The 16,188-nt window shown below is 73.8% G+C and carries 17 protein-coding genes; 7 read left to right on the forward strand and 10 right to left on the reverse strand.

What is annotated here, in order from left to right:
- Positions 1-142: 142 nt before the first annotated feature.
- Positions 143-700, reverse strand: a complete 558-nt coding sequence (locus OP86_RS09665) for a PadR family transcriptional regulator (RefSeq protein ID WP_030254722.1) — start codon at positions 698-700, stop codon at positions 143-145.
- A gap of 40 nt (positions 701-740) precedes the next feature.
- The gene (locus OP86_RS09670) at positions 741-2,783 is read right to left on the reverse strand and encodes an oxidoreductase (RefSeq protein ID WP_030057190.1); all 2,043 of its coding nucleotides are present in this window, start codon (positions 2,781-2,783) and stop codon (positions 741-743) included.
- Between the two features lie 281 nt (positions 2,784-3,064).
- Here OP86_RS09670 and OP86_RS09675 point away from each other — a divergent pair, with 281 nt between their 5' ends.
- On the forward strand, positions 3,065-4,333 hold the full coding sequence (locus OP86_RS09675; RefSeq protein WP_030057189.1) for an FAD-dependent monooxygenase: 1,269 nt from the start codon (positions 3,065-3,067) through the stop codon (positions 4,331-4,333).
- 116 nt (positions 4,334-4,449) lie between these two features.
- Here OP86_RS09675 and OP86_RS09680 read toward each other — a convergent pair whose 3' ends face one another.
- Positions 4,450-5,025 carry a TerD family protein gene (locus OP86_RS09680; RefSeq protein ID WP_030254726.1) on the reverse strand — a complete coding sequence of 192 codons (576 nt, stop codon included), beginning with the start codon at positions 5,023-5,025 and terminating at the stop codon, positions 4,450-4,452.
- A 255-nt stretch (positions 5,026-5,280) separates the two neighbouring features.
- On the opposite strand from OP86_RS09680, the gene OP86_RS09685 reads away from it, so the two are divergent.
- The 3 genes from OP86_RS09685 (at position 5,281) to OP86_RS09695 (ending at position 6,609) form a co-directional block, all read left to right on the forward strand.
- Positions 5,281-5,574 carry a hypothetical protein gene (locus OP86_RS09685; RefSeq protein ID WP_033331466.1) on the forward strand — a complete coding sequence of 98 codons (294 nt, stop codon included), beginning with the start codon at positions 5,281-5,283 and terminating at the stop codon, positions 5,572-5,574.
- 94 nt (positions 5,575-5,668) lie between these two features.
- Entirely contained in the window at positions 5,669-6,106 is a 438-nt protein-coding gene (locus OP86_RS09690; RefSeq protein ID WP_030254731.1) for a MarR family winged helix-turn-helix transcriptional regulator, read from the forward strand.
- Entirely contained in the window at positions 6,103-6,609 is a 507-nt protein-coding gene (locus OP86_RS09695) for a hypothetical protein (RefSeq protein ID WP_030254733.1), read from the forward strand. Before OP86_RS09690 ends, OP86_RS09695 begins: the two co-directional genes overlap by 4 nt.
- Here the strand turns inward: OP86_RS09695 and OP86_RS09700 are convergent.
- On the reverse strand, positions 6,597-8,156 hold the full coding sequence (locus tag OP86_RS09700; protein ID WP_030057184.1) for a glycerol-3-phosphate dehydrogenase/oxidase: 1,560 nt from the start codon (positions 8,154-8,156) through the stop codon (positions 6,597-6,599). The two genes, OP86_RS09695 and OP86_RS09700, sit on opposite strands and share 13 nt — an antisense overlap.
- Positions 8,153-8,755 carry a TetR/AcrR family transcriptional regulator gene (locus OP86_RS09705; RefSeq protein ID WP_030254736.1) on the reverse strand — a complete coding sequence of 201 codons (603 nt, stop codon included), beginning with the start codon at positions 8,753-8,755 and terminating at the stop codon, positions 8,153-8,155. The genes OP86_RS09700 and OP86_RS09705 overlap by 4 nt, the downstream gene beginning before the upstream one ends.
- Before the next feature lie 20 nt (positions 8,756-8,775).
- Here OP86_RS09705 and OP86_RS09710 point away from each other — a divergent pair, with 20 nt between their 5' ends.
- Together OP86_RS09710 and OP86_RS09715 are read left to right on the forward strand one after the other, a co-directional pair.
- Positions 8,776-10,398, forward strand: a complete 1,623-nt coding sequence (locus tag OP86_RS09710; protein ID WP_425337753.1) for an FAD-binding oxidoreductase — start codon at positions 8,776-8,778, stop codon at positions 10,396-10,398.
- Positions 10,395-11,339, forward strand: coding sequence for a diacylglycerol kinase (locus tag OP86_RS09715; RefSeq protein ID WP_051829901.1), 945 nt, complete (start codon positions 10,395-10,397; stop codon positions 11,337-11,339). The genes OP86_RS09710 and OP86_RS09715 overlap by 4 nt, the downstream gene beginning before the upstream one ends.
- 93 nt (positions 11,340-11,432) lie before the next feature.
- On the opposite strand, the gene OP86_RS09720 is transcribed toward OP86_RS09715, so the two are convergent.
- From OP86_RS09720 to OP86_RS09740, 5 genes are all read right to left on the reverse strand, one after another.
- Positions 11,433-11,885, reverse strand: a complete 453-nt coding sequence (locus OP86_RS09720; protein WP_030057179.1) for a hypothetical protein — start codon at positions 11,883-11,885, stop codon at positions 11,433-11,435.
- Positions 11,886-11,987: 102 nt separating this feature from the next.
- A complete protein-coding gene (locus tag OP86_RS09725; RefSeq protein ID WP_030057178.1) occupies positions 11,988-12,908 on the reverse strand; it encodes a DUF6891 domain-containing protein in 921 nt (306 codons plus the stop codon).
- 117 nt (positions 12,909-13,025) lie between these two features.
- Complete coding sequence (locus OP86_RS09730) at positions 13,026-13,421, reverse strand: hypothetical protein (protein WP_030057177.1); 396 nt, start codon at positions 13,419-13,421, stop codon at positions 13,026-13,028.
- Positions 13,422-13,571: 150 nt separating this feature from the next.
- Entirely contained in the window at positions 13,572-14,135 is a 564-nt protein-coding gene (locus OP86_RS09735) for a GNAT family N-acetyltransferase (RefSeq protein WP_030254745.1), read from the reverse strand.
- Between the two features lie 352 nt (positions 14,136-14,487).
- Positions 14,488-15,447 (reverse strand): NADP-dependent oxidoreductase, encoded by a 960-nt coding sequence (locus OP86_RS09740; RefSeq protein ID WP_033331468.1) that lies wholly within the window; start codon positions 15,445-15,447, stop codon positions 14,488-14,490.
- Positions 15,448-15,569: 122 nt separating this feature from the next.
- Here OP86_RS09740 and OP86_RS09745 point away from each other — a divergent pair, with 122 nt between their 5' ends.
- On the forward strand, positions 15,570-16,160 hold the full coding sequence (locus tag OP86_RS09745; protein ID WP_051829902.1) for a TetR/AcrR family transcriptional regulator: 591 nt from the start codon (positions 15,570-15,572) through the stop codon (positions 16,158-16,160).
- The last annotated feature ends 28 nt before the right edge of the window (positions 16,161-16,188 follow it).

The raw sequence follows: 16,188 nt of genomic DNA on the forward strand, positions 1-16,188 counted from the left end.
GCACATGAGCTGGTCGCATGCGGAGGGCGATGAGCACCTCTCATGCCCCGCACATGAGCGGAACTCATGGCGACGACCGATGAGCGGGCCTCATGACGACACACATGAGCAGGTCTCATGCCGAACGCGCGATGAGCGGGCCTCATCCCGAACGCGATGAGCTCCGCTCATCGGACGGCAGCGCGTCGAGCGTCTCGGCGAGCCACTCCGCCCAGAAGGCCTCCAGCCCGATCCCGGCCCGCAGCACGGCGTGCTGGAGCCGGTTCTCCCCGTCCGCGTTCTCCGCCGGGAAGTCCGTCCGCTCGATCTCCAGGTAGTCGGCCAGCTGCGCACGGTGAAGTGCCAGGTGGCGTTCCAGCTCGGCCGCCAGGCCGTCCGTGCCGACCACCGCCGCCGCCCGCAGCCGCAGCAGCAGCGGCTCCCGGACGGCGCGCGGCGCGTCACCGTCGGCCGTCCAACGGGCCAGTTCGGCGCGGCCCTCCGGTAGGACCTCGTACTCCTTCTTCTGCCCGCGCACCGGCCCGTCCGGCTGGAGGGCCCGGATGTGTCCGGAGGCCTCCAGCCGACCGAGCTCGCGGTAGATCTGCTGGTGGGTGGCGGGCCAGAAGAAGCCGATCGACTTGTCGAACCGCCTGGTCAGCTCCAGCCCCGAGGACGGCTTCTCCAGCAGGGCGGTGAGGATGGCGTGCGGCAGCGACATGCCGATGATCCTAGGTCCGCACGACCGCCGGAGGACGCCGTCAGAGGGAGGCGGCCAGTTCGGTGCCCTGCTTGATGGCCCGCTTGGCGTCCAGTTCGGCGGCCACGTCGGCGCCGCCGATCAGGTGGACGGCCAGGCCGCGCTCGCGCAGCGCCTCGTACAGGTCGCGGCGCGGTTCCTGGCCGGTGCAGAGCACCACGGTGTCGACGGGCAGCAGTTGGCGCTCGCCGTCCACGGTGATGTGCAGGCCGGCGTCGTCGATGAGGTCGTACGTCACGCCGGGGACCATCACCACGCCGCGGTGCTTGAGTTCGGTGCGGTGGATCCACCCGGTGGTCTTGCCGAGTCCGGCGCCGACCTTGGTGGTCTTGCGCTGCAGCAGGTGGACGCTGCGCGGGGGCTTCGGGCGCTCGGGGGCGCGCAGGCCGCCGCGCTCGCGGTACTCCGGGTCGATGCCCCACCTGGTCTGGAACACCGGCGGGTTGAGGCTCGCCTGGTCGCCCTCGTCGGTGAGGAACTCGGCCACGTCGAAGCCGATGCCGCCCGCGCCGAGGATGGCGACCCGCTCGCCGACGGGCGCCCCGTCGCGCAGCACGTCGAGGTAGCCGAGCACGCTGGGGTGGTCGATTCCCGGGATGTCGGCGGGGGTTCGCGGGCTGACGCCGGTGGCGAGGACGATGTCGTCGTAGCCCTCCCCGGCCAGTTGCTCGGCGGTGGCGGTGGCCCCGAGGCGCAGCGTGACGCCCAACTCGGCGAGCCGGGTGCGGTAGTAGCGCAGCGTCTCGTCGAACTCCTCCTTGCCGGGGATGCGCCGGGCGATGTTCAGCTGCCCGCCGACGGTCTCGGCGGCGTCGTACAGCGTGACCTCGTGCCCGCACTCGGCGGCGGAGACGGCGAAGGCGAGGCCGGCCGGCCCGGCCCCGACGACGCCGAGACGCTTGCGCACCTTGGTGGGGGCGAGCACGAGTTCGGTCTCGTGGCAGGCGCGCGGGTTGACCAGGCAGGAGGTGATCTGGAGGTTGAAGGTGTGGTCCAGGCAGGCCTGGTTGCAGCCGATGCAGGTGTTGATGGCGTCGGCGCGGTCGTCGCGTGCCTTGGCGACGAAGGCGGCGTCGGCGAGCAGCGGGCGGGCCATCGAGACCAGGTCGGCGTTCCCGTCGGCGAGCAACTGCTCGGCGATCTCGGGGGTGTTGATGCGGTTGCTGGTGACCAGCGGGATGCCGACCTTGCCCATGACGCTCTTCGTCACCCAGGCGAAGGCGCCGCGCGGCACCGAGGTGGCGATGGTGGGGATGCGGGCCTCGTGCCAGCCGATGCCGCTGTTGATGACGGTCGCGCCCGCGGCCTCGACGGCCTGGGCGAGCAGGATCACCTCGTCCAGGGTGGAGCCGCCGGGCACCAGGTCGAGCATGGAGAGGCGGTAGACGATGATGAAGTCCTCGCCGACCCGCTCGCGGACCCGCCGGACGATCTCCACCGGGAAACGCATCCGCCGCTCGTAGGGGCCGCCCCACTCGTCCTCGCGGTGGTTGGTCGCGGCGACGATGAACTCGTTGACCAGGTAGCCCTCGGAGCCCATGATCTCGACGCCGTCGTACCCGGCGCGGCGGGCGAGTTCGGCGCAGCGGGCGAAGTCCTCGATGGTCTGCTCGACCTGCTCGGCGGTGAGCTCGTTGGGCACGAAGGGGCTGATCGGGGCCTGGATGGCGCTGGGGGCGACCAGGTCGCGGTGGTAGGCGTAGCGGCCGAAGTGCAGGATCTGCAGGGCGATCTTCCCGCCGGCGGCGTGCACCGCGTCGGTGACCACGCGGTGCTTGTCGGCCTCCTCCTCGGTGGTCAGCATCGCGCCGCCCTCCCAGGGGCGCCCGGCCTCGTTGGGGGCGATGCCGCCGGTGACGATGAGGCCGACGCCGCCGCGGGCGCGCTCGGCGTAGAAGGCGGCCATCCGCTCGTACCCGCCGGGGGCCTCCTCCAGGCCGACGTGCATCGAGCCCATGATCACGCGGTTGGGCAGGGTGGTGAAGCCGAGGTCGAGCGGGCTGAGCAGGTGCGGGTAGCGGCTGCTGCCGGGGTGGGCGCTCATCGACGTCTCCTGGGGCGCGGGCTGGGGTGTCCTGGTTACCGCAGGGTAGGGGACAGGCGGAGCCGTATGCAACTAGTTGCATAAAGCCCGCGGAGCCCGGCCCGACCGCCTCCCTGGCCGCCCGCCCGGTCGTCAACGCAGCCGCCCACCCGAAGGCCCGCCCGGTCGCCCGACCGTCCGCCCGCCCGGTCGAACACGGCACGCGCGACTCGGCGGCCGCGTATCGTCGTGTCCCGGACATCACACGCTCGGGAATCACAGGCTCGGGAGAGGGGGCGGCCGTGCGCGGTGGTTCGGTGGCCGTGGTCGGGGGCAGCATCGCCGGGAGCGCGTTCGCCGGGGCCGCCGCCCGGCTGGGCGCGGAACGGGTCGTCGTGCTGGAGCGAAGCCCCGGCCGACTGGAGGACCGCGGCGTGGGGATCTGCACCCACAACGACCGCTTCGACGAGCTCGTCCGCGCCGGGCACCTCGCCGCGGACACCCGCCGCCACCGCCTGACCGTCCGCCGCTGGGTCACCCGGGGCCCGGCCGACGAGGGCGACGGCCCCGACGGGCGCGGACGGCTGCTCTGGGACCAGCCCTTCCCCTTCCACTCCCACCACTGGGCCGTGCTCTGGCAGGCGCTGCGCGAGCGGACGCCCGAGCAGGTCGAGTACCGGCTGGGCACCACCGTCACCGCGGTCGGCGGCGACGAGGACGGCGCCTGGGCCGAGGACGCCGACGGCGAGCGGCACCCGTACGACCTGGTGATCGGCGCGGACGGCTACCGCTCGGTGGTGCGCGCCGCCGTCTGCCCGCAGGCCGCGCCCGAGTTCGCCGGGTACGTGTGCTGGCGCGGCAGTTACGACGCCGGGCTGCTGGCCGAACTGCCCGGCGGCGCCGGGGTCTGGCCGGAGGAGGAGTGCATCACCGTCTGCTACCGCGGCGGCCAGGTCGTGATCTACCGCATCCCCGGGCTCGATGCCGGCAGCACGCAGGTGAACTGGGTCTTCTACGCGCCCACCCCGGCCTGGCTGCGCCTGGAAGGCCCGACCAGCATCCCGGCCGGCGCCCTCACCGACGCGCGGCTGGACGAGCTGCGGCAGCTCGCCGAGCGGCACCTGCCGCCGTACTGGGCCGGAGTGGTCACGCTGACCCCGCGCGAACGGACCTTCCTGCAGCCGGTCTACGACCTGGCGACCCCGCACCGCACGGCCGGGCGACTGCTGATCGGCGGGGACGCGGCCACGGTCGTACGCCCGCACAACACCAGCGGCGCGGTGAAGGCACTACAGGACGCGCACGCCCTCGAACAGGCGGGGCAGGCCGGGGAGGCGGGCCGGGCGGCCGGCTCCTGGTCGGCACTGCTGGCCGCCTACGACCGCGAACGCAGCGCGGCCGGACGGGAGTTGGTGGAGCTCGGCCGCAAGCTCGGCCGGGCCCAGGTCACCGACGCGCCGGACTGGTCCGCGATGGACGAGCCGGCCATGATCGCCTGGTGGCAGCACCAGGTCACCGGCAGCGCGGGTTTCGGCGGCCACGCGCTCGGCCGGACCGAGCCTTCACCCTGACTGCCCGAAGCACCGGAAGCACCGGAAGCGCCGGAAGCGCCGGAAGCGCCGGAAGCGCCGGAACCCGGCCGAGCCCGCTGGGGCCCGGCCGGGTTCCCTCGAATCCGTTGTGAGGATCAGACGTTGACGCCGTAGTCGGTGGCGATGCCGCGCAGGCCCGAGGCGTAACCCTGGCCGATGGCGCGGAACTTCCACTCGGCGCCGTTGCGGTACAGCTCGCCGAAGACCATCGCGGTCTCGGTCGAGGCGTCCTCGGACAGGTCGTAGCGCGCGATCTCCTGGCCGTTGGCCTGGTTGACGATCCGGATGAACGCGTTGCGGACCTGGCCGAAGTTCTGCAGCCGGGCGTCGGCGTCGTAGATCGACACCGGGAAGACGACCTTGGCCACGTCGGTCGGCACGCGGTCCAGGTCGACCTTGATCTGCTCGTCGTCGCCGTCGCCGCCACCGGTCAGGTTGTCACCGCTGTGCTCGACCGAACCCTCGGGGCTGCGAAGGTTGTTGAAGAAGACGAAGTGCTGGTCCGAGACGACCTTGCCGAGCGCGTTGCACAGCAGCGCACTGGCGTCCAGGTCGTAGTCGGCCCCCGTGGTGGTGCGCACATCCCAGCCGAGACCCACGATCACGGCGCTCAGACCGGGCGCCTCCTTGCTCAGCGAGACGTTGCCGCCCTTGGCCAGCGAAACTCCCACAATGCCCTCCTCGATCTCTCCCTGCGGACGAATCTACAACACTGTAGAGATCACGAGAATCCGTCTGCAGGCGGGCTCCACCCGGGGATTCTCCCCTGGTACTCCCCTCGGGAATTCTCCGGGGCGTTTCGGGGGCCCCGACGGGAACCGATCGCCTCTCGCGGCCGGGGCGCCACGGGGGTGCGCCCGACCTAGACTGGCGTGGATCCCCCGATTCCCGGCCACCCGGGCGCGGCGCCCTCGCGGGAGGTTCCCATGCGCCAGCGGTACAGCTTCCACACCGACGAGGGCGGGCACTCGGTGACCGTCAACGTCCGCTCCGGCTGGATCACCGAGACCGAACTGCTGGTGGACGGCAAGGAACTCGCCTTCCACCGCGTCCACGGGCACGGCGGCTACCCGCTGACCCTCGCCGCCCAGCTCGCCGAGGAACCGCCCCGGCCACTCGCGGTCACCCTGGAGCGCACCGGCACGGCCGAGCACCCGCTCTCCTGCGTCCTGGAGCTGGCGGGCGCCGAGCACGCCATGCCGGAGCGCACGGCCCGCTGAGACCCCTGCCGCCCGACCTCGGCGGCCGCCCGACCCTCCGCGGCAAGCCCGGCGGTTTGCGGCGGGATACTACGAAACCGTACTATCCGAATACGTGACATCCGAGAACGCAACCTCCCCCGAACAGTCCGCCCTACTGGCACTCCAGCGCGCGACGCACGCCACGCTCCAGCTGCTCGCCGCCGAACTGGTCGACCTCGACCTGACCGCCTCCGAGATCAACGCGCTCGCCAACCTCGCGGACGGGCGAGGCCGGACGGTCTCCGGACTCGGCGCCGCCGTGGGCACCCGGCCGACCACCCTGACCGGCATCTTGGACCGGCTGGAGCGGCGCGGCCACATCACCCGCGGCACCCGCGCCGGGGACCGCCGCTCGGTACTGATCGAACTCACCCCCACCGGCCGAATCACCGCCGACACCATCCGGCGGACCGTGACCGACCTCGAACGCCGCGCGCTCGGCGACCTCTCCCCCGCCCAGGTGGACGGCTTCCACGCCGTGCTCCGGGCCCTGACGAAGGCCTCCGCATGACCTCCCCGACCCCGTCCTCCCCCGCTTCCCCCGAAACGACCGGCACTCCGCCCGAAACCCCCGACACCCCTGGCGCCTTCGACGCGCTGCTGCGCGAGGCGATGGCCGGCGCCGAGCGCTTCGGCCACCGCGAGCACGTCCGCCTCACCTGGCTCGCCGTACGCCGCCACGGCGCCGACGCCGCCCTCGGCCTGATCGCCGACGGCATCCGGCGCACCGCCACCAAGGCCGGGGCGCCGCAGAAGTTCCACGTCACCATGACCCGCGCCTGGGTCGAGCTGGTCGCCCACCACCTGGCCGCCCACCACACCCACCGCACCCATCACACCCACCGCGCCGATGGCGCACCGGACTTCGAGGAGTTCGTCGGCCGGCACCCCCTGCTCGACAAGGAGCTGCTCGCCCGCCACTACCGGCCCGGCACGCTCGCGAGCGAGCAGGCCCGGACGACCTGGGTCGAGCCGGACCTGGCACCCTTCCCCTGGGCGGCTCAGCGCTCCTGACGCTCCGTCAGGATCTCCTCGACCACCTTCCGGGCCCGCTCCGCGTCCTGGGCGACCAGCCCGATCCGGGTGCGGCGGTCGAGCACGTCGGCGGCGTCCAGCGCGCCCTCGTGGGTGACGGCGTACGCGATCTCGGCGCGCGTCACGTCCAGGCCCTCGGCCACCGGCGTCAACTCCCCTGCGGCCAGCACCTCGTGCGCGGCGCCGCCGTGCCGGGCGAGGAGTGAGGCGGGCGCGCCCCCGCCGGGCAGGGGGCGGCTGTCCCGGTGCCCCGGGGCGCCGACCAGCGGCAGCCGGGCGGACCAGCAGGTCCGGGCGGGCAGGCCGCGCAGCCGGACGGCGGTGTCCACCGCGTCCTCGGCCATCCGGCGGTAGGTGGTGAGTTTGCCGCCGACCACGGTGACCACCCCGGACGGGGATTCCAGCACCGCGTGCTCGCGCGAGATGTCGGCGGTGCTGCCGCCGCCGGTGTCGATCAGCGGGCGCAGCCCGGCGTAGGCGCCGCGTACGTCCGCCCTGGTCAGCGCGGTGGCGAGGGCGGTGTTGACGGTGTCCAGGAGGAAGGTCAGCTCGGCTTCGGTGGGCTGTGGCTCGTCCGGGACCGGGCCCGGGGCGTCCTCGTCGGTCAGGCCGATCGCGACCCGGCCGAGCTGCTGCGGCAGGGCGAAGACGAAGCGGCTGGTCGAGCCGGGCACCGGCACGGTGAGGGCGGCGGTCGGGTTCCCGAGCGCCTCGGCGTCCACCAGGAGGTGGGTGCCGCGGCTGGGGCGCAGCGTGATCGAGGTGTCCACCTCGCCCGCCCAGACGCCGGTGGCGTTGACCACCGCGCCCGCCCGCACGGTCAGTTCCTGCCCGGTCAGGGTGTCGACCAGCCGGGCGGAGGTGCCGGTCACGGACTCGGCCCGCATCCTGGTGAGCACGCTCGCGCCGTACTGCGCCGCGGTCCGTGCGAGGGCGACCACCAGCCGTGCGTCGTCCACGAGTTGGCCGTCGTGCGCGACCAGTGCGCCGCGCAGGCCGGCGGTCCGCACGCCCGGCACCAGCTGCCGGGTGCGGGCAGCGTCGATCCGGCGCATCCGGGGCAGCAGCGCGCCGGGCGTGCCGGCGCTGACCCGCAGCGCGTCCCCGGCGTGGAAGCCCGCGCGGATCAGCGCGCCCTGCCCGGGGCGCAGCAGGTCCGGGAGCAGCGGCACCAGTTGGGGCAGTGCGCGGATCAGGTGCGGGGCGGTGCGGGTCATCAGCACGCCGCGTTCGACCGCGCTCTCCCGGGCCACCTTGACCCGGCCGGAGGCCAGGTAGCGCAGGCCGCCGTGCACCAGCTTGGAGCTCCAGCGGCTGGTGCCGAAGGCCAGGTCGCGGGACTCGACGAGCACCGTGCGCAGGCCGCGCGAGACGGCGTCCAGGGCCACCCCGGCTCCGGTGACGCCGCCGCCGATCACCAGCAGGTCGACGTGCGGGTCGTCGCCGAGCGCCGTCAGCTCCAGCGTGCGGCGTACGGCGTTGAGTCGGCTCGTTCCCGCGAAGGGGCCGACGGCGGGCGTCGTCATGGTGCGAGGTATCCGTTCAGCGCTCTGGCCAGTTCGCGCCGCCAGGCCGCCTCGGGCAGCAGGGAGGCCACCATGCGGTGGGACTGGACGGTGGACTGGGCGATCAGCAGGACCATGGCGGCCAGTTCGAGCGGCTCCCCGGCCCGGATCGAGCCGTTCGCCTGGCCCAGTTCGATTCCGCTGCGCAGCGCCTCCAGCAGGCCGCGCTGGCTGGCGCCGAGCCGCTCGACCACGTACTCCAGCAGCAGGTCGGAGTCGTCGGAGCGGAGCAGCGCGCCGAGCACCGGGTGGTCGCGCAGCCGGACGGCGACCTCGACGACCCGCTCGACGAGGGTCGTGCGGTCCTGGACGTCCAGTGCGGTGCCCTCCAGGGTGGCCAGGATCTCCCGGGTGAGCAGCGCGCCGATCACCGCCCGGACGTCCGGCCAGCGCCGGTAGACGGTCGGCCGGCTGACCCCGGCGCGGCGCGCGATCTCGGCCAACTGCGTGCGGCGCACGCCGAGATGGACGATCAGGTCGGCGGCGGCGTCCAGGATCGCGTCGTCGGTGCTGCGGGGCTGCCCGGCTGCTGCCGCCGGCTCGGCGTTACTACTTGACATGATGTGTGAAACTGTAACGCATGGCACCTGAGACGCAAGCGGGACCGGCCGGCGCCGCGCTTCCGCTCCCCCCGATGAAGTGGGACGCCTGGGGCGACCCGGCCCTCGCCAAGGAGCTGTCCGCCGACATCAAGGGACTGCTCGCCGCTGCCCTCGGCGTCACCGGCGTCACTGCTCCCGGGCCGAGCGCCGACGAGGTCGTCCTGCACCCCTCCCGGCTCTCCGCCGAGGGCCTCAAGGCACTCGCCGCGGCCGTCGGCGAGGCCCACGTCAGCACCGCCGACGCCGACCGCCTCCCGCGCGCCGGCGGCAAGTCCACCCCCGACCTGCTGCGCCGCCGCAGCCGCGAGCCGCAGGACGCGCCCGACGCGGTCGTGCTGCCCGGCAGCGAGCAGGAGGTCGCCGCCGTCCTCGCGGTGTGCGCCGAACACCGCATCGCCGTCGTCCCGTTCGGCGGCGGCACCAGCGTCGTCGGCGGCCTCGACCCCGAGCGCGGCGGCCTCCGAGCCGTCGTCTCGCTCGACCTGCGCCGCCTCGACGGGCTGCTCGACCTGGACGAGACCTCCGGCGAGGCCGTCCTCGGCGCCGGCCTCACCGGCCCGGCCGCCGAGGAACTGCTCGCCGAGCGCGGCTGGGAACTCGGCCACTACCCGCAGAGCTTCCGCTACGCCACCATCGGCGGCTTCGCGGCCACCCGCTCCTCGGGCCAGGACTCCGCCGGGTACGGGCGCTTCGACGAGATGGTGCGCGGCCTGCGGGTCGTCACCCCCGCCGGGGTGCTCGACCTCGGCCGCGCCCCCGCCTCCGCCGCCGGCCCCGACCTGCGCCAGCTCTTCCTCGGCTCCGAGGGCACCCTCGGCGTGATCACCGCCGTCCGCCTGCGCGTCCACCCGCTGCCCGCCGTAAAGGCGTACGAGGCGTGGAGCTTCCCCGACTTCGCCACCGGGACGGCGGCGCTGCGCGCCGTCGAGCAGCAGGGCACCGGCCCGACCGTGATCCGGCTCTCCGACGAGGCCGAGACCATGGTCAACCTCGCCATGACCGAGCAGATCGGCGGCACCCCGACGGTCAGCGGCTGCCTGGCCGTCACCGTCTTCGAAGGCAGCGCCGAACAGGCCGCCACCCGGCACCGCGCGACCCGCGCGGCCCTGCTCGCCGCCGGCGCCACCTCGCTCGGCGAAGGACCCGCCCGGGCCTGGGAACACGGCCGGTTCAACGCCCCCTACCTGCGCGACTCGCTGCTCAACGCCGGCGCGCTGTGCGAGACCCTGGAGACGGCGGCGAGCTGGAGCCGGCTGCCCGCCCTGCGGACCGCCGTCACCGAGGCGCTCACCGCCGCCCTGCCCGGCGCGCTCGTGCTCTGCCACATCTCGCACGTCTACCCGACCGGCGCCTCGCTCTACTTCACCGTCGTCGCCGCGCTCGGCGAGGACCCGCTCACCCGCTGGGGCGCCGCCAAGCGCGCCGCCGGGGACGCCATCCTCGGCGCGGGCGGCACCATCACCCACCACCACGCCGTCGGCGCCGACCACCGCCCCTGGATGACCGACGAGGTCGGCGACCTCGGCGTCCGCATCCTGCGCGCCGTCAAGGCCGAGCTCGACCCGGCGGGGATCCTCAACCCCGGCAAGCTGATCCCATGAGCGAAGCTCATGGGGCGTCCGGCCCGACCGGCCCAACCGGCCCGAGAACCGTCCGCCGGGTCGCCGTACTCAGCAACCCGGCGGCGGGCGCGGGCCACGCCGGCCCCGCCGCCGGGCGGGCCGTCGCCCGGCTGCGCTCACTCGGCATCGACGCCGAACCGCACGCCGGACGCTCCGCCGAGGACGCCGTCCGCCTCGCCCGCGAAGCAGCCGCGGACGGCGTCGACGCGGTGGCCGTGGTCGGCGGCGACGGCATGGTCAACCTCGCCCTGCAGGCCCTCGCCGGCACCCCCGTCCCGCTCGGCGTGATACCGGCCGGCACCGGCAACGACCACGCCCGCGCGTACGGCCTCCCGCTCGGCGCCCCCGAGGCCGCCGCCGACGTCATCGCCGCCGGACGGGTCCGGACCGTCGACCTCGGCCGGGTCACCGGCCCGGACGGCACCGTCCGCCGGTACGGCTCCATCCTCGCCACCGGCTTCGACTCCCTGGTCAGCGACCGCACCAACCGCCTGCGCTGGCCACGCGGCCGGATGCGCTACAACCTCGCCATCCTCATCGAGTTCGCCAACCTGCGCCCGCTGCCGTTCCGGATCACCCTCGCCGACGGCACCGTCATCGAACGCGACCTCACCCTCGCCGCCGTCGGCAACACCAGCAGCTACGGCGGCGGCATGCTCATGTGCCCCGACGCCCTGCCGGACGACGGCCTGCTCGACGTCACCCTCGTCGACGCCATGCCCCGCCTGCGCATCGCCCGCTTCTTCCCCACCCTCCTCAAAGGCACCCACACCACCCGCCCCGAGGTCACCACGCTGCGCACCGAGTCCCTGCGCATCGAGTCCCCGGGCATCACCGCCTACGCCGACGGCGAGTTCATCACCCCGCTGCCGGTGGAGGTGGCAGTGGAACGAGCAGCCCTGCACCTGCTGGTGCCGTGAGACACCGGTGCCGCGGTCCGGCCGCGGCACCGGTCACCGTGTTGGCCGTGTCCACGGTTCGCGGTTAGCGGTTCACGGTTCGCGGTTAGCGGTTCAGGGTTCGCCGTGGCCGCTGTGCTCGCCGTACTCGCTGCGCTCATCGCCATGACCGCCCGATGAGCACCGCTCATCCCCGCCGACGACCGGATTGTCTGCTTCCCGCACCGGGTTGGCAGCCTCGACCTGCCGGGCCCGGCGGCGAACCAGCGGGTTGGCGTCGTGCTCCGGGGAGCCGTCGAGGACGTCGACACCCGCCGTCGCGCCCGGGCCGGTGCTCATGACCGCGCTGAGCAGGTAGCGCAGCCGCTCGCCGCGGTCCGGTCGTCGGCGAGCCTCCGGGGTGCCCAGCACCTGCCAGGCCCAGCCGACCGCCACCGCCGCCACCCGCCGATCCGCCCAGCCCTGCCCCCGGCCGGCGGCCGCGACGACCCGCCGCCGTACGTCCCTCGGCAACGCGCCCCACAGCTCCCGCGCGTTGCTCCGCGGCACCTGCCCTCGCTGCAGCATGCTGCTCCCCCGTTTCGCCGGACGGTGTCAGACGGCGCCGGACGCGGCCGGCGGCCGTCGTCCGCCCTCACCAGTCCGGGACGATACGGCAGTCGAAGGCGCTCACCCACCCAGCCGACGGCGCCAGAGCAGGGGGCGTATCTCGATCGCGTGCGAGGCGTCACCGTTCCAGACCGCAGGCAGGCCTACGGCGGTGAGGGCGGCGACCACCTCGTGGCCGATGGCGGTGGTGGTCGACGGGGAGCCGTCGAAACCGCCGTAGAGGAGGGAGAGGCCCTGGCCTGCGGCCGCGGATTCGGTGCACTGGGAATGGAAGTAGACGAAGCCGCGGGCGTCCGGGGCGCCGGCGGCGCCGATCTCGGCCTCACCGCAGGAGCGGCAGCAGGTGAAGTCCTCCCGGGCCGTGATGCCGCCAGCCTCCAGGGCGGCGAAGGCGCGGGCGAGGCGCTCCGGGTCGGTCTCGCCGATCCAGCCGGTCTGCTCGCCGACGCGCTCCAGCCAGAGCCGGTCCGCGAGTTGCTCCGCCTGGGCACGCGAGACCGGACGGCGGTCGCCCGACACCAGGTACTCCCCGGCCTCCTCGGCGAGCCGGGCGCGGTCGGTGTAGCCGCAGGCCAGGGTCAGCCGCAGCCGGTCCTCCAACTCCCGCCGCTCGCCGGCCTCCAGCTCCAGCGGCGGCACGGGCTCCGGCGCCGGGCCCATGTCGAGCCGCTTCCAGTCCAGGCCGTCGCCCCAGCCCGCGGTGCCGCGCGCCCACGCCGTCATCACCTCCGCCACCGGCCCCGGCCCGTCTAGCCGCACCTCGAAGTGCCGCTCGGCGGAGCCGTCACGGTGCTCCAGCGTGTAGTCCCCGCCGGCGGCGTGCCACACCTGGATGTACACGTCCGGCAGGTCCGGTATCCGCTCCACGACGAGGAAGCGGTCGTCCTCCGCGCCGATGCGCCGGACCAGCCCCGCCAACTCGTCCGCACCCGGCCGGAAGCACCGCACCCCGTCGTTCGTCTGCACCGTGATCGCCAGCATGGGGCCACCCAAGCACACACCACTGACAATCACCGCGGCCGAATGCCGCAGCCCGGACCCGGTGCGACTCGACCCCGGTGTCCTGTGGAGCCGGCCCGACCGGTTCTTGTCGCGCAGCTATCCCTCGGACTCGGTCGTCTGGTCGGCCGCCGCACGCCGGGCGGCGGCCAGCTGGTCGAACGTACGGTTCAGCACCGACCGCCGTTCCTCCTTGAAGGCCGGCGAGGGCTCCAGACCGTCGATGGTCCGTTCCCAGACGGCCATGTAGGTCTTCTTCCACTCCTCGATCACCCCGGCCTCCGGCAGGTCGTCGGCGGCGTAGCCGGCCTGGGCGAGGACGTGCAGCAACTCCAGGTTGCACGGCACGGCAACACCCCAGTACTCGTCGGGCTCGATCTCGACGGGATCGCCGGCCATCGCCTCGGCGACCTCGGTGACGAGCCGGTCGACGACGATCGACCGGTGATCCAACGCCGTGTCGCTCTCGAAGTTCCCGCTGCCCCACGTGCCCACAAGCTCTCCTCCGAATGACGGTGTCGTGGCTCTGGGCCTCATCGAATCAGGCCGGAGTGACACTGCCGGGCGGGGGAATCCGGAACGGTGCTGTGGTGATCACGCCGAGGGTCCGAGCATCACGACGGACCCGGCCCGGTCCCCCCGCAGCTATCCCATGGAGTCGGTCACCTGGGGCACGCGGTCCTCCCGTCGCAGCCGGAAGACCACGTTGCGGCGCAGCGGCCCCTCGGGGGCGGCGGGGTCGTCGAAGTCCTCAGCGGGATCGTGGGTCATGCCGAGGCGGCGCATCACCGACTGGGAGCGCAGGTTGGCGGCCGTGGTGATGGCCAGGATCTCGGGGAGGTCGAGGGTGTTGAAGCCGTACGCGAGGACGGCGCGGGCCGCCTCCGTGGCGTAGCCGTGGCCCCAGGCGGAGCGGGCCAGGCGCCAGCCGATCTCGACTCCGTCGACCGGGTCCGTCTCCTCGATGTCGTCCAGGCCCACGAAGCCGACGAACTCGCCGCTCTCCCGTACCTCGACGGCCAGCCAGCCGTACCCGCGCTGCTCGATCGCCGCCTCGAAGCGCGCCACCGAGGCGTCGCTCCGTTCGCGGGTGAGCGGGTCGCCGAGGTGCTCGCGGACCTCCGGGTCGGCGTTCATCGCGGCCCACGGCGCGAGGTCGGACTCCCGCCAGCGGCGGATCAGCAGGCGTTCGGTGCGCAGTTCGTTCACGCGGCCAAGCCAACGGCACGCCGGCCACCTGGAGCAAGTGGAATAGCCCCGGTCCGGGGCAGGCCCGTCGTCTGCCCGCTGCTCGCCTGTGCCCATGCGTCTTGTTCATGTCCGACGGCCATGAGCCACTCTCATGTCGGCACGCATGAGCGTCGCTCATGGTTCGGGGCCATGAGCGGCGCTCATCCTTCGCTGTCATGAGCGTCGCTCATGGTTCGGAGCCGTGAGCCACACTCATGGCCCGCGGTCATGAGCGACGCTCATGCGTGCCGACATGCGCATCGCTCATGCCGCCACACACGCCGTCCGCGACATCCGGCGACCCGGACGGACCGCCGTGGCGGCGGCCCCGTCAGTCGACCACGCTGAGGACGATCTTGCCCTGGATGTGCCCCTGCTCCGCCCTGCGGTGGGCGGCCGCGGCCTCGCGCAGCGGGTACACGCTGTCCAGCGCCACCCGGATCCGGCCGTCCGCCAGCAGGGCGGCCAGTTCGGCGAGGTCGGCGCCGCTGGAGCGGACCTGCCAGCGGCCCTGCTGGAGGACCACCCCGAGCTCGGCCGCCCGCTCGGGCCGGTAGTCGCCGAGGAAGCAGGACACCAGTCGGCCGCCGGGCCGCAGGGCGGGCAGCAGGCGGTGGGCCTCGGGGCCGCCGACGGTGTCGACCAGCAGGTCGGCGCCCTCCACGGCTTCGGCGACCGGAGTGCGGGTGTAGTCCACGAAGCGGTCGGCACCGAGACCGCGCAGGAACTCCTCGTGCCGTCCCGAGGCGACCGCGATCAACTCCTTCGCCCCGGCCAGGCGCAGGAGCTGGAGCGCGAAGTGCCCGATCCCGCCTGCCGCGCCGACGACCACGGCCGGCCCGCCGCCGTCGTAGCCCAGGCGCTTGTGCAGGAACTGGAACGCGGTGAGCCCGGCCATCGGGACGGCGGCGGCCTCGACGTGCCCGAGCGTGGCCGGCTTGCGGGCCAGGTCGGCGGCCGGCACGACGGCGTAATCGGCGTAACCGGACGGAAGACCTGGGAAGTTGACGAGCGCGAAGACCTCGTCGCCGACGCTCCACCCGGTGTCCGGGCCGCCGACGGCCGCGACCACCCCGGAGACGTCGGTGCCGAGGATCAGCGGCGGACGCCAGTCGGGCCGCACCTCCGGTGGGATGTTGACGAAGCCTCGCCGCGCGTACCAGTCGGGCGGGTTGAGGCCGACGGCGTGGACCCGGACCAGCACCTCGCCGGGCCCCGGCTTCGGCCGCAGCGCCTCCTCGTACACCAGCACCTCGGGCTCGCCGAAGGCGTGCAGTCGAACGGCCTTCATCGTCGCTTCCGTACCCATGCTTCTCCCCAACGCAGGTCGGACGGCCCCGGCTAGAATCCGGAGCAGTGCTCCGGAAGAGATTAACCGGAGCACTGCTCCGATTGTCAACCACGAGGACCCCCATGCCCCTTGAGCCGAGCACCCCGGACGAGCCCCGCGCGCCCCGCGCCGACGCCCAGCGCAACCGTGACCGCATCCTGGCCGAGGCGGCCGCCCTGGTCGCCGAGCAGGGCACCCAGGCCTCACTGCGGGACGTCGCCCGCCGCGCCGGGGTCGGCCTCGGCACGCTCTACCGGCACTTCCCCACCCGGGAGGACCTGCTGGAGGCCTTGCTCGGCCGCCGCTTCGACCACCTCGCCGCCCGGGCCGAAGCCCTCGCCGCCACCGAACCGGCCGAACGCGCCCTGACCGACTGGCTCTACGAGTTCACCGTCGACGCCGGCGCCTACCAGGGCCTGCCCGCCACCCTGATGGCCACCCTCGAAGACCCGGAGTCCGCCCTGCACGCGGGCTGCCTGCGGATGCGCCAGGCCGGCGGGCGCCTGCTCGCCGCCGCCCAGCGGGACGGCCTGATCCGGCCGGACGTCACCCCCCTCGACGTCTTCGCCCTCGCCAACGCGCTGAGCTGGATCACCGACCAGGCCCCCACCCTCACCGAGCGCCGCGACCACCTCTTCCGGCTGGTGCTGGACGGCCTCCGGCCCCGCCCCTGACCAGGCACCCCTCCGCTCCGCCCCACCG

This window comes from Streptomyces novaecaesareae, assembly GCF_000716875.1.
In the GTDB taxonomy this organism is placed as follows: domain Bacteria; phylum Actinomycetota; class Actinomycetes; order Streptomycetales; family Streptomycetaceae; genus Kitasatospora; species Kitasatospora novaecaesareae.